At 43.5% G+C, this 25585-nt stretch carries 22 protein-coding genes; 12 read left to right on the top strand and 10 right to left on the bottom strand.

Annotated features, from left to right (window positions below; genetic code table 11):
• Window positions 1–267 precede the first annotated feature (267 nt).
• The gene (locus tag DSL64_RS25105; protein ID WP_115833708.1) at window positions 268–1125 is read right to left on the bottom strand and encodes a dienelactone hydrolase family protein; all 858 of its coding nucleotides are present in this window, start codon (window positions 1123–1125) and stop codon (window positions 268–270) included.
• A 230-nt stretch (window positions 1126–1355) separates the two neighbouring features.
• Here DSL64_RS25105 and DSL64_RS25100 point away from each other — a divergent pair, with 230 nt between their 5' ends.
• Complete coding sequence (locus DSL64_RS25100) at window positions 1356–2588, top strand: multidrug effflux MFS transporter (RefSeq protein WP_115833707.1); 1233 nt, start codon at window positions 1356–1358, stop codon at window positions 2586–2588.
• Here the strand turns inward: DSL64_RS25100 and rihA are convergent, their stop codons facing one another.
• Together rihA and rbsK are read right to left on the bottom strand one after the other, a co-directional pair.
• Window positions 2589–3527, bottom strand: coding sequence for a pyrimidine-specific ribonucleoside hydrolase RihA (gene rihA / locus DSL64_RS25095; RefSeq protein ID WP_115833706.1), 939 nt, complete (start codon window positions 3525–3527; stop codon window positions 2589–2591).
• Window positions 3528–3539: 12 nt separating this feature from the next.
• Window positions 3540–4436, bottom strand: a complete 897-nt coding sequence (gene rbsK / locus DSL64_RS25090; RefSeq protein ID WP_115833705.1) for a ribokinase — start codon at window positions 4434–4436, stop codon at window positions 3540–3542.
• 281 nt (window positions 4437–4717) lie between these two features.
• On the opposite strand from rbsK, the gene DSL64_RS25085 reads away from it, so the two are divergent.
• The 4 genes from DSL64_RS25085 to DSL64_RS25065 all read left to right on the top strand — a co-directional run bounded on the left by DSL64_RS25085 (window position 4718) and on the right by DSL64_RS25065 (window position 13444).
• Window positions 4718–6490 carry a DUF885 domain-containing protein gene (locus DSL64_RS25085; protein ID WP_115833704.1) on the top strand — a complete coding sequence of 591 codons (1773 nt, stop codon included), beginning with the start codon at window positions 4718–4720 and terminating at the stop codon, window positions 6488–6490.
• A 938-nt stretch (window positions 6491–7428) separates the two neighbouring features.
• Window positions 7429–9744, top strand: a complete 2316-nt coding sequence (locus DSL64_RS25075; protein WP_115833702.1) for a PSD1 and planctomycete cytochrome C domain-containing protein — start codon at window positions 7429–7431, stop codon at window positions 9742–9744.
• Between the two features lie 39 nt (window positions 9745–9783).
• A complete protein-coding gene (locus DSL64_RS25070; RefSeq protein WP_115833701.1) occupies window positions 9784–11238 on the top strand; it encodes a DUF1501 domain-containing protein in 1455 nt (484 codons plus the stop codon).
• A gap of 37 nt (window positions 11239–11275) precedes the next feature.
• Entirely contained in the window at window positions 11276–13444 is a 2169-nt protein-coding gene (locus DSL64_RS25065; protein ID WP_115833700.1) for an FN3 associated domain-containing protein, read from the top strand.
• A 61-nt stretch (window positions 13445–13505) separates the two neighbouring features.
• Here the strand turns inward: DSL64_RS25065 and DSL64_RS25060 are convergent, their stop codons facing one another.
• On the bottom strand, window positions 13506–13748 hold the full coding sequence (locus tag DSL64_RS25060; protein WP_115833699.1) for a hypothetical protein: 243 nt from the start codon (window positions 13746–13748) through the stop codon (window positions 13506–13508).
• 283 nt (window positions 13749–14031) lie between these two features.
• Here DSL64_RS25060 and DSL64_RS25055 point away from each other — a divergent pair, with 283 nt between their 5' ends.
• The gene (locus DSL64_RS25055; RefSeq protein WP_229217224.1) at window positions 14032–15243 is read left to right on the top strand and encodes a PQQ-dependent sugar dehydrogenase; all 1212 of its coding nucleotides are present in this window, start codon (window positions 14032–14034) and stop codon (window positions 15241–15243) included.
• Window positions 15244–15285: 42 nt separating this feature from the next.
• Here the strand turns inward: DSL64_RS25055 and DSL64_RS25050 are convergent, their stop codons facing one another.
• The 6 genes from DSL64_RS25050 to DSL64_RS25025 all read right to left on the bottom strand — a co-directional run bounded on the left by DSL64_RS25050 (window position 15286) and on the right by DSL64_RS25025 (window position 20348).
• Window positions 15286–15879, bottom strand: coding sequence for a peptidylprolyl isomerase (locus DSL64_RS25050; RefSeq protein ID WP_115833697.1), 594 nt, complete (start codon window positions 15877–15879; stop codon window positions 15286–15288).
• Window positions 15880–15901: 22 nt separating this feature from the next.
• Complete coding sequence (locus tag DSL64_RS25045) at window positions 15902–16666, bottom strand: SDR family NAD(P)-dependent oxidoreductase (protein ID WP_115833696.1); 765 nt, start codon at window positions 16664–16666, stop codon at window positions 15902–15904.
• Window positions 16667–16740: 74 nt separating this feature from the next.
• A complete protein-coding gene (locus tag DSL64_RS25040) occupies window positions 16741–18063 on the bottom strand; it encodes a serine hydrolase domain-containing protein (protein WP_115833695.1) in 1323 nt (440 codons plus the stop codon).
• Between the two features lie 21 nt (window positions 18064–18084).
• Window positions 18085–18525 carry an acyl-CoA thioesterase gene (locus tag DSL64_RS25035; RefSeq protein ID WP_115833694.1) on the bottom strand — a complete coding sequence of 147 codons (441 nt, stop codon included), beginning with the start codon at window positions 18523–18525 and terminating at the stop codon, window positions 18085–18087.
• Window positions 18518–19414, bottom strand: a complete 897-nt coding sequence (locus tag DSL64_RS25030) for a cyclase family protein (protein ID WP_229217223.1) — start codon at window positions 19412–19414, stop codon at window positions 18518–18520. The genes DSL64_RS25035 and DSL64_RS25030 overlap by 8 nt, the downstream gene beginning before the upstream one ends.
• A gap of 148 nt (window positions 19415–19562) precedes the next feature.
• The gene (locus DSL64_RS25025; RefSeq protein ID WP_115833693.1) at window positions 19563–20348 is read right to left on the bottom strand and encodes a 3-keto-disaccharide hydrolase; all 786 of its coding nucleotides are present in this window, start codon (window positions 20346–20348) and stop codon (window positions 19563–19565) included.
• Window positions 20349–20591: 243 nt separating this feature from the next.
• On the opposite strand from DSL64_RS25025, the gene DSL64_RS25020 reads away from it, so the two are divergent.
• The 6 genes from DSL64_RS25020 (at window position 20592) to DSL64_RS24995 (ending at window position 25484) form a co-directional block, all read left to right on the top strand.
• Window positions 20592–21083, top strand: a complete 492-nt coding sequence (locus tag DSL64_RS25020) for a hypothetical protein (protein ID WP_115833692.1) — start codon at window positions 20592–20594, stop codon at window positions 21081–21083.
• Between the two features lie 81 nt (window positions 21084–21164).
• Window positions 21165–22079, top strand: coding sequence for a ThuA domain-containing protein (locus DSL64_RS25015; RefSeq protein ID WP_115833691.1), 915 nt, complete (start codon window positions 21165–21167; stop codon window positions 22077–22079).
• 13 nt (window positions 22080–22092) lie between these two features.
• On the top strand, window positions 22093–22302 hold the full coding sequence (locus DSL64_RS25010) for a hypothetical protein (protein WP_115833690.1): 210 nt from the start codon (window positions 22093–22095) through the stop codon (window positions 22300–22302).
• Window positions 22303–22407: 105 nt separating this feature from the next.
• Window positions 22408–23250 (top strand): sulfurtransferase, encoded by an 843-nt coding sequence (locus tag DSL64_RS25005; protein WP_115833689.1) that lies wholly within the window; start codon window positions 22408–22410, stop codon window positions 23248–23250.
• A gap of 96 nt (window positions 23251–23346) precedes the next feature.
• The gene (locus tag DSL64_RS25000; RefSeq protein WP_115833688.1) at window positions 23347–24567 is read left to right on the top strand and encodes a Tm-1-like ATP-binding domain-containing protein; all 1221 of its coding nucleotides are present in this window, start codon (window positions 23347–23349) and stop codon (window positions 24565–24567) included.
• A gap of 53 nt (window positions 24568–24620) precedes the next feature.
• The gene (locus DSL64_RS24995; RefSeq protein ID WP_115833687.1) at window positions 24621–25484 is read left to right on the top strand and encodes a phosphoenolpyruvate hydrolase family protein; all 864 of its coding nucleotides are present in this window, start codon (window positions 24621–24623) and stop codon (window positions 25482–25484) included.
• Window positions 25485–25585 lie beyond the last annotated feature (101 nt).

Below are 25585 nucleotides of genomic sequence, written 5' to 3'. Positions count from 1 at the left end.
CGAATAGGTTGCTCCTGTTTCCCACTTAGGACAAATTAACTTACGAAAATTTACCCCAATTACTCTTTCTCTTTTTTAGCTAATCTAAAGGCTTGTCGAAGGGCTGCAACGACCCTTCGACAGGCTCAGGGGGACAGTAGCATAACGCTCAGGATTGCAGCAGCGTAGCGCTTAGGGGTACACTTTCCTGACGCTCGCGGTGATAGTTAGCGGAGAGCTCAGGTTGATAATAATACTTTTATATTAAAGCTGTAGTACTCTCCGTTCTTACTTAAACTTCTTTTTCAAGTAGTCCAGCGAAAGTTTATAAGCATCTGCTGTTGCAGCAGGATCGTGCTTTGGGTTACTTGGATTGGCAAAACCATGTACGGCGTCATACATTTTAATGGTTACCGATTTGCCAGCCGCTTTCATATCTTTTTCAAACTGCGCTACCACTTCCGGTGAAATGCCCTGATCCTGACTACCGAAAATTCCAAGTACATCTGTTTTCAGAGTTTTCAATCGCTCTACATCTTTCTCCGGGCTTCCGTAGTACATCACACATCCCACCGACTGTGTCTGTTCAAGAATCGCGCTTTGTAATGATAACATACCACCGAAGCACCAACCGATAGACGCAATTCTGGCTTTTTTGCCCGCAAAATCAATGGCACCTTTCTGAATGGCAGTAAGTCTCTCTTTGGAAGCAGATTGCATCAGTTTTCCAGCCTCTTCACGTGTTGTACCTACTTTACCGTCATACATGTCAACAGCCAGCACGTTTACATCGCCCAGATCTTTGTGAAGCTTGGCTGCTTCCTGTTTGATATGGTCGTTGAGTCCCCACCATTCCTGATACACCAAAAGCCATTTTTCCGACTTTTTGGCGGATTTTAAAAGGAAACCTGAAGCGTCTTTTCCGTCGGAAGTGGGGAAAGTGATGGTCTCTCCTTCACCAGCATAATGAAATGGCAAAGGAACTTCATGCAGTTGCTGAAATGCAGGATCGGCGGCCAGTGCTACCATGTCATGAGCACCGTCTGTCGGTGTATGGCAAACCGGAATTTTATCAGCGTTGGGACGCTCTGCCGGTTTGTAAATATTCAGCAATAAAAAAGATAATAGTACAAAAACTACCTTCATAATCAACCGTATAATTAGAGTTTAACAAAAGAAGATTCTTAAATGTAATCACATTTAAAGTGGTAACGCGGGAATGCGTTGAAATGTGCCAAATTTTAACAATGAATTAATTTGTTGTTATGACAATTTGTGCGATATAATTATATTGCACAAATTTTGTACTTATTAAAAAACAGGAACTTAAAACATATTTTCGACCGTTAAAGCTACATTAAGTTCTATTTTGATCCATGAGTCGTAAACGCTATTCTTTCATTATTCTTATACTGGGTTCATTAGCTACAATCAGCCCTTTTTCCATAGACATGTATCTGCCTGGCTTTCCCACGATAGCTAAAGATTTGGGTACAACTATCGATAAAGTGCAGCTTTCGCTAACGAGCTATCTGATCGGGATATGTCTGGGGCAGGTGATCTACGGCCCGCTTTTGGATCGTTATGGACGAAAGAAGCCGTTGTATGTAGGACTCGTTCTGTATGTACTGGCCTCGATAGGTTGTGCACTTACTTCTTCAGTAGATTCTCTGATCACCATGAGATTCCTTCAGGCCATGGGCGGTTGTGTAGGTTTGGTGGCGTCTCAGGCCTTGGTGAGCGATATATTTCCATCTAACAAACGTGCGGAGGTTTTCTCCATGATCACACTGGTGATCGCGGTATCGCCTATGATTGCACCTACAGTAGGTGGATACGTAACCGTAGGTTTCAGCTGGCATTGGCTGTTTATTATTCTGGCTGGTATTGTTGCGGTGATGATAGCAGGTATTTATTTTTTCCTTCCAGCAGGACAATTGCCTGATGAAAGTGTTTCGCTTAAACCAAAATCGGTTTTGGGGAGCTATTATACTGTAGTCAGTCAGCCCCAATTCCTGATTTATACCCTCGCAGGTGGTTTGGCCACTGCGGCGCCGTTTGCCTATATATCAGGTTCGGCCGATGTTTTCATGAACCTTTATAAAGTTACTGAGCAGCAGTATGGATGGATTTTCGGTTTGCTTGCCTTTGCGATGATTGGTTCTACTCAGTTGAATCACTTTTTGCTGAAAAAATTCAAGAGTCAGCAGATTATTCAATTTACCCTGATCTATCAAAGCATAGTCGGTATTCTCCTCATCGTTGGTGTTTACAACAACTGGTACAGTCTTCTCGGGCTGATAGGGATGATGTTTGTTTTCCTGACAGGACAAGGATTAACCGGTCCGAATACTTCAGCACTTTCGCTGGCGCCCTTTCGAAAACATACCGGAAGCGCATCCGCTTTGATGGGAAGCTGGAGAATGGGAGCGGGGGCTATTATTTCGGCTATTGTTAGTTTCCTTCACAACAACACCGCCATGCCTATGGTAGGCATGATGGCGTTCTGTTCTATTGGTGGGTTGATTATCCTGTATCTGGGAAATACCACCGTTTTGCAGCGTGCTGCCCGCGGTGAGGTAGAAGATCAGGTGTCGGTATTGTTGTAATCAAGGTAAGGTACGAATCGCTTCATACAGCATCTCGATGTACCTCTCGCGATCAATATCATAAACTACTTCGGCATTGGGCTCTTTACCGGTGACGTTGTAAAAGTCGACAACGGTAGTGCCCATCGTGAGCATCCCATTGATTTCCACATCTACAAAACACGGCTTGCTTTTAAACATTTCAGGTTCTATCAGCCATGCAATCGCGCAGGGGTCGTGCAATGCAGCACCTCCATCGAGTTCTGTTCTGTTCTCTCTGTAAAATATAGAGAAGAAATCCATCAGATCGGCGGCAGCCTTTCCTGTATTGTTTCCGATAGACCGTAGTAACTCAATGTCTTTCTGAAATACCAGCGCTTTGTGCGTTACATCTAGCCCACACATGGTAATAGGTATACCACTTTTGAAAACAATATGTGCAGCTTCCGGATCTGCAAAAATATTGAATTCTGCCAGTGGCGTCATATTGCCTCTGAAGATACCACCACCCATCAGCGAAATGCGTTCAATACGATCTTTCAGATGCGGATAGGCAAGCAAAAACGTAGCAATGTTAGTTAATGGTCCTGTTGGTACGATGGTGATTTTCTCTGTCGAAACTGAAAGAATTTCAGCAATTCCTTCTACAGCCGATTTATTTTCAGGTTCGAAGGCCGGAGCAGGTAATGCAGGCCCATCCAGACCAGTTTCTCCATGTACATAGTCGGCGATGATGAGGTTTCTGAATAACGGTTTCTCAGCACCTCTGTATACCGGAACATTCTTTGCTCCAATGAGCGTCAGAAGTTTGAGCGCATTACTCATGGTTTTATCCTGAGTCTGGTTGCCGGCAGAAGTAGTTACTGCCTTCACGTCAAATTTACCGCTGCCAAAAGCGAGCATCAGCATCAATGCATCGTCGTGGCCGGGATCGCAATCTATAATAACTGGTATTTTCATTGTCATGGCTTTTTATTGTAATTCATTCAAATAAGGCGCTGAACTCTGAGCACCCAAACGTGTAACGGATATAGCTGCAGCTTTCGAGGCAAAGACCGCTGCCGACTTTAAATCTTTACCCTCTGACAGTGCAGTAATGAGTGCACCGTTGAATACATCACCCGCTGCCGTGGTATCTTTGGCTTCTACTTCAAATGCAGGAATTGTCTCTTGTGTATTTTCATTGTGTAGAAATACACCTTTCTTCCCAAGGGTAATCATTACGTGCTGTACTCCCTTTCGAAGTAATATTTCAGCTGCCTGTTGCATTTTTTCAAATGTATCGGGGAGAATGCCGGTCAGTAATTCGGTTTCTGTTTCATTGGGTGTGATCAGGAAAATTTTGCTTAGTAAATCGTCATTGATTTTCGCAGCAGGTGCCGGATTCAGTATGACTTTGATATTCATCTCTTTGCATTTTTGTACTGCAAACTCTACAGTTTCCAGAGGGATTTCCAGTTGAAGTAATGCGTAATCAACGTCCGTAAAAGCAGCATGTGGCAGATCTTCCGGATTCAAATCCATATTGGCGCCGGAAGCTACAACAATCTGGTTTTCACCTGAGTCGGAAACTGTGATCAGTGCGATACCGGAAGCGAAATCGGGCGTAATTTTGGAATAATTAATGTCCAGTCCTTCTTTTAGAAATCCCTGAATGGCCTGTTGTCCGAAAATGTCATCGCCGGTTTTTGTAACAAAACGAACGTCTCCATCCAGCCTGGCAGCTGCTACAGCCTGGTTGGCACCCTTTCCACCAGGATTCATCAGGAATGAACCGCCCAATATAGTTTCTCCCGGCTTGGGAAATAAAGCAGTCCTGACCACCATATCTGTATTGGAACTGCCTATGATCAATATTTTTTTACCCATAGTATTTGCGGTTTTAAACCAGGTCTCTTGTTCTTCCCGAATAATCCGGAAGGATAAAGAGAGTTACTGTCAGTGGATTGTGCTGTATCGCAATTTATCATTGTGCACTCCCTGCTCCTGGTATCAGGGAAATATGCAACTGGCACGAATACCCGTTGCCCAAGTTACAACTAATTTTCAAACCGGAGTTAATATGACATCCGGAGGTTGGATTGCGTTTTATTTTAATAAAAGCATTGTATTTTTAGTCTTCCTTTTCACCCAACTATAAGAAACAACTCATGCTTAAATCCGTGATTTTTGCAGCTATGCTATGTGTAGCCTTGCAATCCTGTAAACAATCGTCTTCTGATGAAACAGCTGCCAAACCAATAAAGCAGGTATTTGCCGACTATTATGAAGAACGCCTTCCGCTTTATCCTTTGGAAGCAACGATGAATGGGGATAACCGTTTCAATGATAAGATGTCGGATGAACTGACGCAGGAAGGGAAGGCTAAACTGGTGACATTTTACAAAAAATACCAGACTGAGCTCGCAAAATATGACCGTGAAAAACTGTCCGCAGAGGAAAAGGTGAGCTGGGATTTGTTGCAATGGGAATGTAATATCAACCTGGAAGGGCTGAGCTTACCGACAGAATTACTTCCGTTGAACCAGATTTTCTCCACGCACCTGATGGTCGCACAAATGGCTGGTGGTGCCAGTTTGCAGCCATTTAAAACGGTAAAGGATTATGACAACTGGCTGAAACGTGTGGATGGTTTCGTGGTGTGGTGTGATACGGCCGTTGTCAACATGAAAAAAGGGATGAAGGAGGGATATGTATTGCCTACTCCTTTGATTAAAAAGATGATACCGCAGTTGCAAGGGATGGATCATGGACCTATAACCGAACATTTATTCTTTACTCCGGCGAAAAACTTCCCGGAATCCTTTTCTTCAGAAGAAAAGGAAAGGTTGCAGAAGGAGTATACTACGATGGTGGAAACCAAAGTTATACCGACTTTTAAAAAGCTGCATGATTTTGTCAAAAATGAATATTTGCCTGTTGGAAGATCAACATCGGGTTTTGATGCCTTGCCAAATGGTAAAGCGATCTACGATTATTTCATCAAGTATTATACAACTACGGAGATGTCTTCTGATGAGATCCATCAGATCGGGTTGCGTGAGGTAGACCGTATTTCAGCAGAGATGGAAAAAGTGAAAGAGCAAGTGGGTTTCAAAGGTGACCTGAAAGCCTTCTTTAATGATGTACGGAATAACAAAAAGCTGATGCCTTTTACGAAGCCTGAGGAAGTAATTGCGAACTTCAATCGGATTCATGAGGTGATGAAGCCGAATTTAAAAAAGCTTTTTGATCTGACTCCGAAATCGGCTTTTGAGGTGAGAAGAACAGAAGCTTTCAGAGAGAAATCTGCTTCGGCTGAATATAATCCGGGCTTGGCTGATGGTTCTCGTCCAGGTGTATTCTATGTTCCTGTTCCTGATGCTAAGACTTACAATGTAGTATCGGACGAAAGTCTGTTCCTGCATGAAGCTATTCCTGGCCATCACTATCAGATTTCGTTGCAGCAGGAAAACAAAGATCTTCCTGATTTTCGTAAAAATCTTTGGTATAGTGCTTATGGGGAAGGCTGGGCATTGTATTCGGAATCGTTAGGTAAAGAACTCGGATTGTATACTGACCCTTACCAGTATTTTGGTATGCTGAGTGCTGAAATGCACCGTGCAATCCGCTTGGTTGTGGACACCGGACTACATTCCAAAGGATGGACGCGTGAGAAAGCAATTCAATATTCGCTGGACCATGAGGCAGAGTCAGAGGAAAGTATCACTGCTGAAATAGAACGTTATATGGCAGGCGGAGGCCAGGCGTTATCGTATAAAATTGGTCAATTAAAAATCCGGGAGCTGCGTTCCAAAGCGGAAAAAGACTTGGGTAGCAAGTTTGATATTAAGGCATTCCATAACCTTGTGTTGGAGTCTGGTTGCGTGCCTTTGAAGTTGTTGGAAGATAAAGCCAACGTATGGATTGAAAAAAGTAAATAGTTTATCAGCCCGGTCAGCAATGACCGGGTTTTTTATGATGAAATGACCTGCCATCGATTTCATCTCCCAGGTCATCTCCCAGGTCTGTGTCCCCACAGACCTGCAGCCTTGGTGGGCATTAAGTCCCGTGAGGACACGGGCCAGGGAGATAAGATAATTGACCGTCTGTGACGGTAGTTCCGAGTTTAAGTTTGCAACTTATTACCATTGAATATTATGATAAGTTTTACCGTGGCTACCATGGCAGACGGTAAATTATTGTTATTGAACAGTGTTTACATTAAGCACGACGGGATGAATACTAGGCAAAACCGAGGAGTAATAAAACGGGAATAAACTACTCCTCTTTCCTTTTGAAGAAGTTAATGATGTACGCAAAAACGATTAAGCAACATGTAACAAAGGCTATTAAGAAAAGAAGTCCGGATAGAATCACATATCCACTTTGTCTAAGACCTTCTGAGGTAACGCTTGATCCAGCATGTATGGATTGAGCTAGCATAGTAAAAAAACATCCGCTCAAAAGACTGACTATCAAAACCCAGACCGCAAGATTAAAAAACTTGTCCATTATTTATTAAATTCTCCGTTAAATGCAAATTGAACTCCTTGCATTAACGTAAGACTAAAATAAATATGTAAGTCACTTTATCCGTGGTCGGTGTTCTTACAGACCTGTTCCAAGTTAGTAAAGTCACGTAAGCACATAGGCCGTGGGAAAGTGCTTAGCTGTAAACTCAATCGTGATAATCCGTGCATCCGAGGCAAGAAAACACTACGCGGCGATTTCCAGCCAACATACATATTCTTTTTACCAACCAGCATACCACAGGATAGTTACAATTCAGGGAATTGAGTATATTGCTCAATGAAATGTGCATTTTTATAATTAATTATTTATATAAAATACGCATTGTAACTATATCCTGAACCTCACCATGCTGAAAGTTGCGTTACTGATCGTTTCGGTCGGATTGTTTGTGCTTTCTGTTCAAAGCTGTTCCCGTGAAAATTCTGGAGAATCCAGGGAATCTGCCATCCCTGATCAGGTCAGCTACAATTTCGATATACGACCTATTCTATCTGACAAATGTTTTGCCTGCCACGGGCCTGATGCCAATAAACGTGAAGCTGGACTTCGATTAGACGTCGCAGAAAGTGCCTATCAGGCATTGAAGGAAAATCCCGGTGCACATGCAATTGTAGCAGGCAAGCCGGATCTGTCACAGGCTTATCTGCGTATTACCACTCAGGATACCGGCATGCTCATGCCACCTCCATCTTCCAATTTGAAATTGACAACCAGAGAAATAGATCTGATAGGGAAATGGATAAAGCAGGGTGCGAAATACGAGAAGCATTGGGCATTTGTAGCTCCACGTAAACCAACCATTCCGGCTGTTAAAGATGAATCATGGCCTGCAAATGAAATCGATTATTTCATTCTGAATAAACAGGAAAACAATGGGTTGAAACCCAATGAACAAGCTGATAAGGAAAGGTTACTCAGAAGATTGAGTCTGGATCTTACAGGGCTGCCACCCACACTGAAAATGATGGATGATTTCCTGGCAGATAACAGTACGAATGCGTATGGAAAGATGGTGGATTACCTTTTGGCTCAGCCTACGTACGGTGAGAAAATGGCAATTCATTGGCTTGATCTGGCCAGATACGCTGATTCGCATGGCTATCAGGATGATGGCTACCGTACACAATGGCCCTGGCGCGACTGGGTCATTCATGCATTTAACCGCAATATGCACTACAACGATTTTGTAACCTGGCAACTCGCTGGTGACTTGCTTCCCAATGCATCCAAAGAACAGATCCTAGCCACTGGTTTCAACCGTAATCATAAGATAACTGAAGAGGGAGGGATTATTCCGGAAGAGTACAGAGTGATGTATGTGACGGACAGAAACGATCTGTTCGGAAAGGGATTGCTCGGTGTGACTTTGGAATGTGCGCATTGCCATGATCATAAATACGATCCGTTCTCGCAAAAGGAATACTATCAGATGTTTGCGTTTTTCAATAACGTCAATGAAGTGGGTATTGAATCTGTGATTGGCGGACCGGAAACCTACGCGAAAAAACCGCTGATGGAGATCAGCGAAGAGGATGTGAAGGGAATTTTAAAGTTTGTGAACAAAGCAGACACCAATCGATTGATCGTTTCCGTCATGGGAGATCTGGATTCCACAAGAAAGACTCATGTATTGACTCGCGGAGAATACGATGCTCACGGCGAAGAAGTAACTGCGGGTACACCTGCTGCCATATTGCCATTTAGTAAGAATTATCCAAAAAACAGACTGGGGCTCTCCAGGTGGCTTTTTGATAAAAAGAATCCGCTTACATCGAGGGTGTATGTGAATATCCTCTGGCAGGAATTCTTCGGTCGGGGTATCGTAAAAACTTCAGGAGATTTTGGGATGCAGGGAGAGCTGCCTTCGCATCCTGCATTGCTTGACTGGCTTGCCGTCGACTTTATGGAACATGGCTGGGATGTTAAACGGCTTGTCAAACAGATGGTTACTTCATCCACCTACAAACAATCTGCTGTTTTTAGCAAGGATAAAATGGCAGTTGATCCGGATAACATACTACTGGCCAGGGGCCCCAGATACCGCATTCATGCTGAGTTTATCAAAGATCTGGTTTTATCCAGCAGTGGTCTTCTGAATAAAACAATAGGAGGGCCAAGTGTGAAACCGTATCAGCCACCCGGACTTTGGGAAGGTGCCACTTCTGGAAGAGGTTTGCTTTCAGTGTACAACCAGGATCATGGCAGTAGCTTGTACCGAAGAGGTATGTATACGTTGATCAAACGGACAGTTCCGCCTCCGACCATGGGGATTTTTGATGCCAGTAACAGGGATTTATGCGAAGTAAAAAGAGCGAAGACAAATACTCCCTTGCAGGCGCTGATGATGATGAATGATCCTACCGTACTGGAAGCATCCCGCGTGCTGGCCGCCAATCTGCTACAGGAAAAAAATGCTGTTCCTGACAAAATTGAGAAGGCATTCAGACTCATCGTATCCAGAAAACCCAATACGAAGGAATTAGAGATGTTGACAGCTTATCATGAAAAACAGCTTAAACATCTGAATATTCAGACAGCTTCGAAAGTCATCGCGGTTGGAGAATATCCGCTTACAAAAAATATAGATGTAAAAGCCCTGGCTGCGTTGATGCGCGTAGTATCAACGATTTACAATCTTGAAGAAACCATTACGAAATCATAGATAGCAAAGCCAGTCGCTGAAAGCTAACCGCTAAAAGTTATGGAAAAGGAAATAATAGAACATGGTTTCAGTTTCAACAGAAGAAGATTCCTTTCTTCGATGAGTTTGGGAATAGGCGGGGTGGCTCTCGGCTCTTTGCTGATGCCGGATCTGTTCAAAGGTGGAAGTCTGGACGAAGAGTCTTTGGCAGCCGGGATACCTCATTTTGCTCCCAAAGCAAAAAGGGTGATTTATCTTTTCCAGAACGGTGCGCCATCGCAGCAGGAGCTTTTTGATTATAAACCCAAGCTCCGTGATTTGTTCGGACAGGAAATACCACCGTCGGTACGCGGCACGCAGCGGCTCACAGGCATGACGGCCAATCAGGCTTCGTTTCCCTTGGTGGGTTCTTTTGTGAATTTCAAACAATACGGGGAATCAAGAGCGTGGGTGAGCGACTTGATGCCTTACACAGCCAAAATTGTCGATGATCTATGTTTTGTTAAGTCGATGTATACCGAAGCGATTAATCACGATCCGGCATTGACTTTTTTGCAAACCGGTGCGCAACAAGGTAACAGGCCAAGCATGGGTTCGTGGTTGAGTTATGGTTTGGGAAATGAAAATAAGAATCTCCCGAATTTTACGGTGCTGCTGTCGCGTGGTGTAGGCAATGGGCAAGGGGTATATTCAAAATTATGGTCAAACGGATTTCTGGATTCTGTGCATCAGGGGGTTCAGTTCAGTAAGGGCGAAGATCCCGTCTTGTATCTGAGAGATCCTGATGGAATGGACCGAAAAGAACGCAGGGAAATGCTCGATAATTTATCTGTACTCAATGACTTATCTTATCAGGAATTCGGTGATCCTGAAATCGTAGCCAAGGTAAAACAATATGAAATGGCTTACCGGATGCAAACTGCGGTGCCCGAAATCATGGATTTGTCGCGGGAACCAGATGACATCATTAAACTCTACGGGCCAGATTGTCTGGTGCCCGGGACGTATGCAGCAAATTGTTTATTAGCCCGAAAACTTTCAGAAAATGGCGTACGTTTTGTACAGCTTTATCATCAGGGATGGGATCAGCACGGAAATCTTCCTTATGAAATAACCCAACAAGCCAAAGATGTAGATCAGGCATCAGCCGCTTTGGTCACTGATTTGAAACAACGAGGGTTGCTGGACGAAACGCTGGTGATATGGGGAGGAGAGTTTGGAAGAACCAGCTACACGCAGGGTAAACTTACCGAAGACAATTACGGAAGAGATCACCATCCCCGTTGCTTTACGATCTGGATGGCGGGTGGAGGCATAAAACCTGGCCTGGTATATGGCGAAACAGATGAGCTGGGTTATAATATCGCGACTAACCCGGTACATGTCCACGACTTTCAGGCAACTGTGCTTCACCAGCTGGGACTAAATCATGAAAAACTGACTTTCAAACATCTCGGCAGGCGATACAGGCTTACCGATGTATCAGGGAAAGTAGTGCGTGATATTCTCAGCTAGTCCTTTTAATCCTTCTGCTATTGTAACGTTACGTCCGATGTATTTGAAATTAAAACGGTTCGCTGGTCAGCTTTTGTTTGCTGCTAATGTCTTTGTAGTTTTTCTTTTGTTTTTCGAGGATCTTCTGGTGGTACCCGTGTGGTTGCAAACAGTCGGGCGAATGCACCCTTTGCTGTTACACTTTCCGATTGTAATTCTACTGATTGCGATGCTGCTGGAGTTTTTCAGATTTAAACCAGAGAACACATCCAATACTTTTTACAAAAGTTTTCTGGAAAACATGCTTCTGGCAGGTAGCCTTTTTGCCGCTGCTACGGTGGTTATGGGTATGTTTCTTTCTAAGGAAGAAGGCTATGGTGGCGATACCTTGCTTTGGCATAAGTGGACTGGCGCGGGCATTTTTTTTCTGGCGTCCATCATATATCTGATCCGGGATCAGAGCTGGTATAAATCGACATTGGCAAAAATGAGTGCAGTGGCTGTGGTAACAGGCTTAACTCTGACCGGGCATTACGGTGCGGAACTAACCCATGGAGATAATTTCATTTTTGAACCAGTTTTGGCTAACCGGAAAAAACAGTCTGTTAATCCGGATGAGGCGCTGGTTTATAACGACGTGATCAAACCTATATTGGAACAAAAGTGTACGAGCTGCCATAATCCTGAAAAGGTGAAGGGTGAACTGATTTTGTCTGATTCTGAGTCTATCAAACGAGGAGGGAAGTCGGGGAAACTGTTTGCTTCTGATCAAACGGGACTGTTTTTTCAAAGAATACATCTGCCGGAAACTGACAAGAAACATATGCCACCGAAAGGGAAGTCTCAGCTTACTGCCGACGAACTGGTTTTGTTGTCGTTGTGGGTGAAACAGCAGCCGGATTTCAATCAGAAACTGACGGAGTTGAAAGAAACAGATTCTTTAAGGGTGCTTGCTACCGCGTTGTTGCAACCCGCTTCTTCTTCTGATCAGTACAATTTCGTAGCCGCTGATGCAGATGTTATTAAAGGATTGAATAACGATTACCGCACTATTACTCCCGTGGCGGTGAACTCGCCGGCATTATTGGTGAATATATACAACCGGAGCGCGTTTAGTCCCGCGCAGTTGGATGAACTCGAAAAGGTCAGGGAGCAGATTGTAGCCCTGAATCTGAACAAAATGCCGGTCAAAGATGAGCATCTGAAAACGATCGGAAAATTTGTGAACCTGAGAAGGCTGGATCTGAATTTTACAGATATTACCGCAAGTGGACTTAAAAATCTAGCTCAACTTCAACATCTCAGGAATATATCCATTGCCGGTACAAAAGTTGGCGCAAAAGACCTGGAATCTGTATTGCCCGGGTTAAAAGCCTTAAAGTCCCTTACCGTTTGGAATACTACTCTCAGCGCAGGGGATATCAGTACTTTAAAGAAAAAATATCCCGGAGTTATATTTGAAGATGGTTTTAGAGACACAGGTGAAAATCCGTTAAAGCTGAATCCACCTCAGATCAAAAATGAATCAGTCATTTTTGCCGGCGTCCTTCCATTACAATTGAAACATCCTATCAAGGGGGTTGAGCTTCGCTATACTTTGGATGGCAGTGAACCGGACTCAGTAAAATCAGCAATTTTTAAAGAGGGTGTCAGCCTTACTGAAAGTGCTCCTGTAAAAGTCAGGGCTTTTAAACAAGGTTGGCACGGAAGCGATGTTTCCACCTTTGATTTTTTCAAAAGCAGATACAAACCTGACAGCGTCCGTTTGCTTTTCCCGCTCAATCGTGTTCACCAGGCTGAGGGGGCAAATACTTTTTTTGACCATAAACTCGGCGTAATCGGTGCGAATAATCCTGCCTGGGCCAATAACTGGGGTGGGGTAAGAGACAATGATCTTGGACTGTTTGCGCAATTTGACTCTCCCGTATCAGTTTCGAATGTTGGGTTACACTATATGATTGAAGAAGATACAGGTATCTTCCCACCGGAAGTGATAGAGATTTGGGGCGGAACTACCCCCGACAACATGAAGCTACTGAGTAAATTCAAAGCTGGCATGCCTGCAAAAGGTGATAAGCCTGTGCTGAAAACTGTACAGACTACTTTTAAGGCAGAGAAAATTACATGTATGAAAATTGTAGCCCGGCCTTTGAATACCATTCCGGACTGGCATCGGAACAAGGGAAAGAGAGCCTTACTGCTTGTTGATGAAATATTTGTGAATTAGATTTGAAAATGACCCTTCCGGGGTGGAATGGGTCATTTCGTCGGAGATGATCCGGATATGATTAAAGATCGTCGTCGTCGTCAAGCTCTGAATCGAGGTCTTCCGAATCGTCGTCGTCCTTATCATCCTCATCCTTATCTCCCCAGCGGTCAACGTCTTCATCAGCCAGTTTTTCTCGTCCCAAAAATTCAGGGTCGATTTCTTCATCTTTCAGGCCACGACGGAAAATGTCATCCGATGCCGGAAAGTCGCCCGACAGGTCGTCATCATAAAAATCGTCATCATCGTCACCAAATGGTCCCATGTCGTTTCAGATTTTAGTTTTAATAATTGAATGTAAAGAAGATTTTGGCTGCAATTTAATTCAAGGTTTATAAATTGTATAGAACTGTGGTAAAAAAACTATGCATGTTTTTTCGCAGTTCAGATTATCCAGATTGGCAATTGAGTATTAACCCATGCATTCAGAGCTTTTTAGGATATTCGTACAATCGAAAACTTAACCTACATTTTTAAAGTATATGCAAAGAATATTTTTACATTTTTCAGTATTGCTGGCGTTTTCTACCGGCCTTTCAGCTTTTTGGATGGGGGATAACAGTACAGGGCAATCAAGAGTTGCCCCTAAGCCAGTCATAGAAGCGAAGGAGTTAAAACTGCCTCCTGGCTTTACTGCCCGCGTATTGGGAACGGACCTGGGACCAACAAGGCACATTGCAGTAGGGAAAAACGGAGATATTTATGTGAAGCTTTCCAAGTTGAGAGAAGGCAAGGGCATGTATCTGCTCCGTGATACAAATAAGGATGGTGTGATTGATGACACAAAGCTGTTTGCTGACTACCCCGGAACAGGCATTCTGATCAGAGATGGCTATCTGTATAGCTCTTCAAATAGTGCAGTATATCGCTATAAACTCAACGAAAAGGAAGAAATTATTGATTTCGAAAAACCTGAGAGAATTGTGGAGGGACTGGTGGACCATGGCAGGGACAATGCAAAGCCGCTCGCTATGGATAAACAAAACAACCTGTATGTTACCGTGGGCTCTTACAATGATAACTGTCGTGAAGCAGGTAGCGGAAAGGGAATGTCACCTTGTGCGATTCTTGATTCTGCAGGAGGTATATGGAAATTCAGCGCAAATAAAGCCGGTCAAAAGTTCTCAGATGGAATCCGGTATGCGACAGGCGTGAAAAATGCAGTAGGAATTGATTGGGATACTAAAACAGACGCTCTCTATGCGACCGTCCATGGACGAGGGAAATTTGATGATTTCTACCCCCAATATTATACACCGAAACACAGTGCTGAACTGCCGGCGGAAACGTTGTATAAACTTAAAGAAGGAGATGATGCAGGTTGGCCTTACATCTATTACGACCAGTTTCAGAACAGAAAGATGCTGGCTCCCGAGTATGGAGGAGATGGAAAGAAAACGGGAGGTGAAAAGGCAATAAATCCTGTAGCAGCCTTTCCTGCTCATTTCGGGCCTAATGCGCTGCTATTTTATACAGGAAATATGTTTCCTGCCAGGTATAAAAATGGTGCGTTTATCGCATTTCATAACATGGCGCCTGAGCTCAAAAAAGGTTATCTGGTAGCATTTGTACCTTTTGTGAATGGCAAAGCAGGCAAATGGGAGATCTTTGCAGACAATTTCGCCGGAACTGATCTGGTAAAACCCACCGGCCCGATTCAGCACCGGCCATGTGGATTAGCCCAAGGGCCAGACGGCGCACTGTATGTGACGGATGATCTGAACGGCACGGTATTCAGAATTGATTACAAAAAGAAGTAAAAGTAAAAATCCCGGCCTTATCATAAGCCGGGATTTTTACTTTTACTTATCGGAAAAGCCTGCGTAACCTTTCTTGATTAATTCCTTTTTTGACATTTTGATAACATTCACTTTCAATGGAATGGGCGTCAAGGGGGTATCGGTAGAATCAGTTTTTACGGCTACGATTTTATCAACTACATCCATTCCTTTAAAAACCTGTCCGTAAACCGTGTATTTATCATCTAATCTTGCCAGGCCTTTTTTATCCTGAACAATGTAGATCTGACAACCCGCTGACAACATTTCAGGATTGTCGTCGCGCCCGGCACCCACTGCCCCATATACGTGCCTGACTTTGCTATTGAATTCTGGTTTGAGAAGGTAGGGCGATTGTGAAAATCCTTCTGGTGTATCAGGACAGCCTCCCTGCGCTACGAAATTGTTGATCACACGATTGAAGGTGTAGGAATCCCAATACTTTTCATTAGCGAGCTTGATAAAACTTGCCTTATGATTGGGTGTCTCGTCATAGAGCCAGAAAAGAATTTCACCCATAGGCGTTTTGATTTGTCCTACATCGTACGTGTTCCCACGCTGGGCAAAAGAAGTAAAGCAGGTTGCAAGAAGAATTGCAGTCAGTAAAATGTTTTTCATTGTATTTAAGGGAGTGGATAACTTACAGACTCATTCCGCCATCTACGAAAATATTCTGTCCTGTTATAAAGTTACCAGCTTCAGAGCATAGCAACAAAGCCATAGCGGCACAATCTTCCGGTTGTCCTATTCTTCCTGAGGGAGTTTCTAATCTTTTTTCTATACGCTCTTCGCTTTCCGGAACCTCCTGTTCAATCCGTGGAGTGCCTATTACACCGGGAGCAAGATTGTTGACCGTAATACCTTTATCGGCAAAGTGCATAGCAAAATTTTGTACAAGATTGAGTACCGCAGATTTCGTTGCAGCATATACGATCATGTTGGGATGTGGTTTTACTTGTTGCACACTCCCGATCGTCAGAATACGCCCCCATCCACTGTCCAGCATGTGCGGTGCAACTTGCTGAATAAGCTGAAATGTCGCTTTGAAATTGGTCTGGGTTTGTATATCAAAATCCTTTTCTCTTACCTGGTTCCATTCACAGGGAATCTGCACGGAAGCATTAATGACGAGGATGTCAATACATTTTGTAATTTGAAACAATCTTTCTGTAAAATTGCTGACAGCACCGGGCAGGGATAAATCACTTTCTAGCAACTTCACGTTAACCCCAAGTTTTTGTATCTCGTCAGCAACTTCTTCAGCTTCTTCGATATCACTTCGGTAATGCAGAACAATATCTGCCCCATATTCTGCAAATGCGATTGCAATTCCTTTTCCGATTCCCTGGCTTGATCCTGTAATCAGCGCTGTTTTTCCTCTTAAATTGAATTTTTCTGCAAGCATAGTAATGGCGGTTTTTATTGAACGCCTGTATTATTTCTATGCCCAAGGGTTACAAATTGTTATCTTTTGACCGTTTATTCCTTCTTGAAAAGAAAATTTCCACCACCTTGTTTAAGCCTGAATGTCCCTTCGCCGGGATTGAATTCCATAATTATTCCCGCAGAATCGAATACAAATTTATTCTTTTCAGTCGGAGTTAGGGGAAATGCACCTTGCCCTGTTGCCTGAGCAGTGAGCGTATGATCCGTTTTGGTAACGGTTATTTTTAAGGGAATATCCTTACTGGAATACACTCCTGCATATTTGTCCAGTTCTTCCGGCTTTAATGTTACTGATTTGAATGAAGGTATCAAGACCGGATTGCCAGAACATGTACTCAGCAATGCGATGAGAATATCATTCAAAGGATAAGCAATGCCATTGGAACATATGGCGACGGCATACTCTCCGCCCGGAAAGTAATAGGCAGAAGATACAAACCCGTCAATGGAGCCATTGTGGCCATAGCCGGATTCAGAATTATACGGAACTTTAAACAGCCCCATTCCCATACCTTCCTGCATGGTTTTCATTTCCTCCAGACTCTTCGCTGAGATGAGCCTGCCTTGTAGCAGTGCTGTTATGAACTGAGTTAGTTCAGCAGGTGTAGATACAATTGCTCCGGCGCCACCGGGGATACTCATATCCGTTTCAGGTTGTAATTCCCATTTTTGAATCATTTTGTAGGAATGACTCTGCTGCTTTGCTATATCCGTTTTTCCACCATAATGGGTAGCCGTCAAATTCAGCTTTAAGGTGATCCTTTGTTTCAGATTTTCGGGATAGGTCTTCCTGGTAATCTTTTCAATGATGTAACCCAGTAAAACGTAGTTGGAATTGCTGTATTCTGTTTTCGTTCCGGGTTCAAAATCAGGTTTCGATGCGGCAATTATCGCCGTCATTTCGTCCTGTGTTTTGGGCATTGTCATGTATTGCAGATATTCGGCATCGTTGGTGAAACTGTGAATTCCACTTCTGTGACTCAACAGGTTGCCAACTGTTATCCCGGATGCGTTGGCCACGGAAGGGAAGAACTTATCCAGCGTTGTATTCAATGAGAGTTTTCCTTCATCAATGAGCTGGAAAATCATTGATGAAGTGAAAGTCTTTGAAATGGATCCAATCCGATATTGCGTTGCAGCACTTGCCTTTACATTGTCGGCAATGGATGCGTAGCCAATGGATCTTTGATAAATCAGTTTGCTGTTTTTCGAAATAGCCACACTCATCATGGCTTTGTTGTTGATATTGAGCGTGTCAAAAAACGTATCAAGTTTGCTCAGGTCGAATTGTTGCGCACAGCTTGATTGCCCCAAAAACAGTAAAATAGAGATCAGCAGGGTGGATAGTAGTTTCATTGTCAGATTACGTGTGGGCTATTAATAAGTTCGATTCTCGTAAGCTTCTATTTCTGCCCGGATTTTGTCGGGAATGGCAATGCTTTGTTGTTTTGAATAATCAAACACGACCAGCGTTGTGTAACCCGATGTCATGATTTTTTCCTTTTCGTCCACTACTGAAACAATCATGTAGCTGATTTCTAAACTTTTGTTTCCCATTTTACTCACACTGACATAAACATAAGTTGGGGCAGGGTAAACAACCGGGCGGTGGTAATCTACATAAGCGTTGGCGAGTATGGCACCCGTTTCTGTCCAGTTCCATTTGCATACCTCATGTAAATATTCGATTCTGGCTTGCTCAAAATAAGTGAGATACATCGCATTGTTCACATGTCCCAGTTGATCCATATCACTCCAACGCAGTTCCAGTTTGGTTTTGAAAGTGAATTTCGACTTTTCTTCTTCTATATCAGACATCGGGTTTTAATTTTTTAGAGTTGCAAAAGCTCTCACCGGAAAGGTAACCCACACCCTTAAATTTGGGTGGTACAGCGCTAAAAAGATATTCGTCCCCGGGTAATTGATCCAGGTTGCACAAATGTTCAACAATAAGAATATCCGAACCTAACAGAATGGTATGAACGGGGCGGCTGTTTCCTCTTGTATCATCAATGTTATGGCTGTCAATCCCAACAAGCTTTACCTCACAATCGTGCAAATATTCTGCTGCCTCGCGGTTAATATAAGGATGATTTTCAAAGTAAGTCTCGGTATTCCAATGCTTTGACCAACCCGTGTGCACGATAACTGCCTTGCCTCTAATTTCTTTATTTTCAAAGAGAGTTTTGCCAATTTCTATTGTGTTGGTTGCGTCAATAGTGACAGCTTTAAGGTTTGCAAAAGCTTCTAATGATGTCTCTGAGAGATCTTTTCCGTTTTCATAGCGGTGAAACGGGCAATCAATGTAAGTTCCGGTATTACTCACCATCTCTATTTTGCCGATTTGAAAAGTAGTTCCTTCTTCATATTTGCCAACAGCATTTTTCCTGCTCAAAAAGTCACATATAATTGGTGCGGGTAATCCTTTGTAAGTAATGAGTCCATCGAAAATCACATGACTGAGATCGATAAGCGTTCCTTCGGTAAGCGGATCGGTGGAGAGGCGTTTATGAGGTTCCTGTACATATTTTTTGTTAAGAATAGTTACATTCCCGGCCATCAGTAACCTTAAATCCTTCACAATGTAGTCGGCCAGAAATGTGTCTGAAATTTCAGCACCCTCAATATCCAGCCTGAAATCCTGACCTTGTATCCCGCCTCCATTTGTGAATGTTATTTCAAAATCAAATACCACCCGATATTCCATAAATTGTTCGATGTTACTGTTAATCTGCTATTTCCAAAAATAGCTAAAAGCCTTCTTGAAATTTAGAAATAACTCGTATTCCCAAAAAAGGCCTGATCAATTTGAGAGCAAATTGGTCAGGCCTTTTCAAACAGTCAGGATATGATTTTTAGAAATCGGTATCCGCACTGGTCAGATTTTCTTCTTTAATCCAGATGTTGCGGTAGAGTACATCGTGCCCTTCCGATTGCAACTTCAATCCACCCGGACGATCCGTAATTCCTTTTCCTTTATCATTACCTCCATCAATTCCGGAATTAGGCCCACCCCAAACCTGAGCAATATGATGATTGGTATGCACCTTTTTACCATTGAAATAGAGCGTTACCACAGGTTGTTCAACCAGTTTCCCGTCTTTAAATCTGGCGGCACGGAACAATACGTCATACGCATTCCATTTCCCGATTCCGTTATAAGCATGATAAGGAGAGGCAGTTTCATTAATGATGGCAGCCATTCCATGTGATGTAGTGTCACCATCCAGTACCTGAATTTCATAGCGGTTCTGAAGATAAACACCACTATTGCCTCCGGGTTTGGTGATCAGGAATTCGACGTGTGCGCGGAAGTCGCGGAATTCTTTCTTTGTGACAATATCTGCTGATCCGTACAAACCTCCTGCTGAAGCCGGGTCATTGCAGTTAATCACAGTCCCCTTGTCCACCGGGTCGTTTACGACAGTCCATTTAATAGGAGGCTTGGCTGCAAAGCGGGGTCCTTCCCAGTAAATCCATTTGCCATCGAGCATTTTTCGGCTTCCATCAAGATATACCTCAGCGCCTTTCGGAGCTTTGGTACCAACGCCTGTTTGGGCCGACGCCGAAATACCGATTCCTGTAAGTAGGCCGGCGATGATTAATGAACCTGTTCTTTTCAGACTGATAAAATTGCTCATAGTTAAGGTTGGATCGTTTAGCAAAGAATATTTTAATAGTACCTCAATATAGTTATAAGTTAAAGAGGCATGCCAGTTAATATCAATAATTGTTCAAAGTGTAGAAGTGCATCTACATATTTCGATGACTTTCTAGAACGTACAATGAATATCTCAAAACGTATATCATTTGTCTTATTCTTTTAAGTTGTGGTATAATTCTTATTATATCGTCGTTCTAAATTGTTAAAATCGGATGAGCGTATGGAAATCATTAGCAACAAAAGGCAAGATGCGGGAACGGTAACCGGGATTTTTGCAACAAAAGAAGATGCGGAAGTAGCTTATAACAGTCTGTTACAGATGGGCTACGCTCCCAACGAGATCATATTGATGATGTCGGAACATACAAAGGAACGGTTCTACAAAGACGTATTTCCGGATCCCAGTCAACTTGGCGGATGTCCCGCCGCAGGCAACGCTATACAAAGTGCAATTCGCTTTATGGGGAGGTTCGTTTCCTTTCCAGGCGTGGCCATGATGGTCGTAGGGAATCTTCGCGATGGAGGGATCAGGGCATTGGCGAGATCTGTGATGTCGGATAAATACGCACAATTTTTCAAAACAAGAATAAACGAAGGTGAAATTGTAATCGACTTCAATCCTCACTCTGTCAAAGAAAGAAATCTGATCCGCGCTATCTGGGAGAAATGTGGAGGACTTCCACTTATCAGAAGATCCGGTAGAGTTGCGTAAAGTCGGTTGGCGTGGTTTTTGTCCCTAATTTATCTGATGGTTTAAGACGTTGGAAACATTCAGAGATAAAAAACAAAAACGATGGTTGCAAATCAAAGATGGATTCTTGCAGGACTGGTACTAGTTATAGGTATATCTGCTTTCGTATGGAGGGCAGTATCTCCGCCTGTTCCTGTACGGATCAAAGGACCTAAGCAAATCGTATTTATCGCCGGAGGGGACAGTCATGGAAAGGGGGAACATGAGCATAAAGGTGGTACTACTTTACTGGCGGAAAAATTTAAAACCGCTTATCCTGAATCTGAAACACTTGTCATACAGGGCTGGCCGGATGATTTAACACCGCTGAAAGAGGCTAATACGATTGTGGTGTTTTGTGACGGAGGAGGCGATCATTTACTTGCGCCGCATCTTGCAAAGCTTGACCAGATTCTGGCAAAAGGTACCGGACTTGTGATGTTACACTTTGCGCTCGAAATTCCTAAGGGCGAAGGCGGACAATACTTTCAGAAATGGATAGGAGGGTATTTTGAAACTGATTGGTCTGTAAACCCCATATTCACAGCCAGCTTTGACTCCATCCCGAAGCATCCTGTAACCAATGGTGTGAAACCATTTGCGGTAAAAGATGAATGGTATTATCACATGAGGTTCGTCAACCGCATGAATGGCATAACCCCTATACTACAAACTCTTCCGCCTGAGTCAACTTTACAGCTCAAAGACGGAACACACTCCAATAATAAGTTTGTCAGAAAGGCAGTTCTTGAAAATAAGGAACCGCAAATCATGGCCTGGGCCTACGACAGACCTGCTATTGGTCGTGGGTTCGGATTCACAGGAGCACACATGCATACCAACTGGCAGGACGATAATTTCAGAAAACTTGTACTCAATGCGATTGCCTGGACCGCTCAGATGAATGTTCCTGATGAGGGAATTGTCTCCGCCAAACCCAGCAATGAGGAGTTGGAAAAGTTGAGTAAACAAATTTAATCAGCTTCAGATCATGCAAACATTCAAACGAAAAGACTCGCCGGACGATAATCCTGTATGGGGGCATATCTTAAATGGTAAGCTGGTGGATGATATTTACGATCCTCAGGTTTATGCTGATAACGAAACACTTGAAAGTATTTTGGGCAAAAATGCTTTCGCAGTTACCAGTCAGTTGGATCAGTATGAACTCGTGAAAGTGAAAGTATCCATAGTGAGATAACACAGCCCTTTGCCTCTTATAAATGCTGACTTTTTGTGCAGATGAAAGTTTCTATTCCATTTTATGGGATTAACTTTATTGACTCGTATAAAACACATTTATAACATGGGAATTTTAAGTGTAGCTGATTTTCAAAAATTAGCCTCTGACGGAAACAATGTAATTATTCTGGATGCCCGTGGCGGAGCTGATGCACATGAACGTTTTAAGGCGGGTCATATTAAGTATGCACGCTACGTCGACCTTGAAACTGAATTATCTCATAAAACAGATAACGCTGCAAATGGTGGCCGTCACCCGCTGTCTTCACCAACTGAATTTTCTCAATTTTTATCGGAAAAAGGAATTACTCCTTCGTCGAAAGTCGTGATTTATGACGACAAAAATGGAGGTAATGCAGCCGCGCGTTTATGGTGGATGCTGACATCCGCAGGTCATCAGCAGACATATGTGCTGGATGGTGGATTGCAGGCTGCAGTTGCAGAAGGAGTTGAGATTGAAACTGGTGAAGAAGCTACAGTGGGGAAATCGATATATACATTTGATTCATGGCTTAAGCCTACAGTTGATATAGATGATGTGGCTCGTGCTACAGCCGACGATCAGTTTCTCGTGATTGATGTAAGAGAAAATTACCGTTTCAGGGGAGAAAGTGAACCAATTGACCTGGTAGCAGGACATATTCCCGGCGCTGTCAATGTGCCTTATCTGAGCAATCTGGATGAACATGGAAAGTTTCTGAGCGCCGAAGTACTACGTGAGAAGTATAGCGATGTCGTTGGCAACAGGGAAGTCAAAAATATATTTGTGCACTGCGGTTCCGGCGTGACGGCCTGCCACACGTTACTGGCTTTATCCGAGGCCGGTTTCGGAGATGCATCTCTGTATGTAGGATCATGGAGTGAATGGTCGCGCAATGACAGACCTGTTGGTTTAGGAGATAAATAATGATTTTGAATACGCTAATAACCATTCATTTAAGCGTCTGACAGCTTATGGCTAATTGCCGATAGCTAATTTGCAGTAAACAGCTAAATCTAAAAAATGTCTTCAGGGAAATCCGTACTCATATTAGGATGTTTTGATACGAAAGGGGAAGTTTTTGCTTACCTCAGGGAGTGTATTCTATCACATGGTGAGCGTGTGATCATGATGAATACGGGTGTGATGGGTAGTACTGATCGGTTCCATATCGATTTCGAGTCTGAGATTGTTGCACTGGAAGGTGGTGCAAATGTGGCAGATTTGCGCCGAAGCAGGGACCGTGGCCATGCGATTGAAGTGATGGGAGCAGGCGCAGGAAAAATTATAGATCAGCTGATTGCGCGTGGAGAGATTAAGGCTATTGTAGGCATGGGTGGTGGCGGAGGAACCTATATTGCCCTCGAAGCCATGCAACATGCACCTTTAGGAATACCAAAGATTTGTATCAGTACATTGGCAGCCAAAGATCTTTCGAGGCAGGTGGGAAACAAAAATATTGTTTTGGTGCCTTCCATTGTAGATGTGGCGGGGCTGAACAGTATCATTAGTCCTATCATCTCTCAGGCCGCTGCAGCCGTATGCGCCATGGCTGCTACAACAGCACGTGAAAGTGCGGACAAGAAAGGAAGTATTGCCATCAGCATGTTTGGAAACACTACCCCTTGTGTTGATTTTTGTACTGCTTTGCTCACAGCCAAAGGTTATGAAGTACTTTCATTTCACGCTACAGGAGTAGGAGGAATAGCCATGGAAGCTTTGATACGGGAAGGTTGTTTTGATGCGGTATTGGATGTTACTACAACTGAACTGGCTGACGAACTTTGTGGAGGGATATGCAGTGCTGGCCCGACCAGGCTGAGTGCTGCCACCGAAATGGGCCTTCCTCAGGTAGTCGTACCGGGATGTTTGGATATGGTTAATTTTGCCCATCCTGACACCATTCCATCAAAATATAAAGAACGTGAATTCTATAGCTGGGCACCTGATGTAACGCTGATGCGAACTAATGAGGAGGAAAATATGATCCTGGGCAAAAGGCTGGTGGAGCATGTGAACAGGTCAGCGGCGGCGGCAGCTGTTGTGATTCCTCTCAAAGGAATTTCGCAAATAGATTCGGTAGGAAATGTTTTCTACAGACCCGCAGTTAACGAAGTTCTTTTTGATTCAATCAGAAATGAAGTTGGCAAGAAAGTCAGTCTGATAGAAATGAATGCGCATATCAACGACGAGGAATTTGCAGGGTTGCTTGTAGACACCTTATTGGGAATGCTGGAGCTTTAAATAGAAAAAAATATAAACAGAATATATAATTAGTGTCAAAGTAAAATACTGTTATGCCAAATCCATGGACAGGGAAGGGTAACCCTTATACCCGACAAGAAGTAAGAGACAGGCTCAATGCCACTCTTCAGCAAAACAAGGCGATCATTGCAGCGGGTGCCGGAACGGGTATCAGTGCAAAGTTTATAGAAAAAGGTGGGGCAGATCTGATCATTATTTATAACTCGGGTCGTTTCAGAATGGCTGGTCACGGGTCTACTGCCGGGTTGATGGCCTATGGTGATGCCAACGCTGTGGCCATGGAAATCGGAGAATTTGAAGTTTTACCAGTAGTAGAAGAAATTCCTGTAATCTGCGGAGTATATGGCTCTGATCCTCGCCGAAGAATGTGGCATCATTTACTGAAGGTGAAGGAGATGGGCTTCTCGGGGATCAACAATTTTCCTACGCATTCGATAGTAGACGGACATTTCCGTAATGTTCTGGAAGAAACCGGAATGGGATTTGATAAAGAGGTCGAGATGGTTCGCCTGGCGAGCAAAATGGATCTTTTTTCGATTGTATATGTAGCGGAACCAGAGGAAGCAAGACAAATGGCAGAAGCCGGTGCTGATGCGATTATTGCACATGTAGGGACTACAGTAGGTGGCTCAATTGGTGTGGTGGATGCTTCATGTACCATGGATGACGCCATTCAGAGAACTCAGAAAATTATTGAAGCTGCCCGCGCGGTGAATCCTGATATATTCTTCCTTGCTCATGGTGGCCCGGTGAATACGCCTGAGGATGTGAAAGTGATTCTGGAAAAAACAGATGCACAGGGTTTTGTGGGTGCCTCGTCTTTGGAACGTATGGGTGTTGAAAAATCACTTACTGACCTAACCAGAAGCTTTAAAGCCTTGACTTTGGACAAGTAAAATGTACAATTTGAATACCGAAAATGCCGGAGCGGGGAATCGTTCCGGCATTTTTTATGTCCATACCCAAAGGGATTGATAGAAATGATTCTAATTTTAAC

The organism is Dyadobacter luteus (assembly GCF_003383615.1).
Classification (GTDB): Bacteria; Bacteroidota; Bacteroidia; order Cytophagales; family Spirosomataceae; genus Dyadobacter; species Dyadobacter luteus.
Note: the sequence above shows the minus strand (reverse complement) of the source record. Positions and strands in the feature narration are given on the sequence as shown.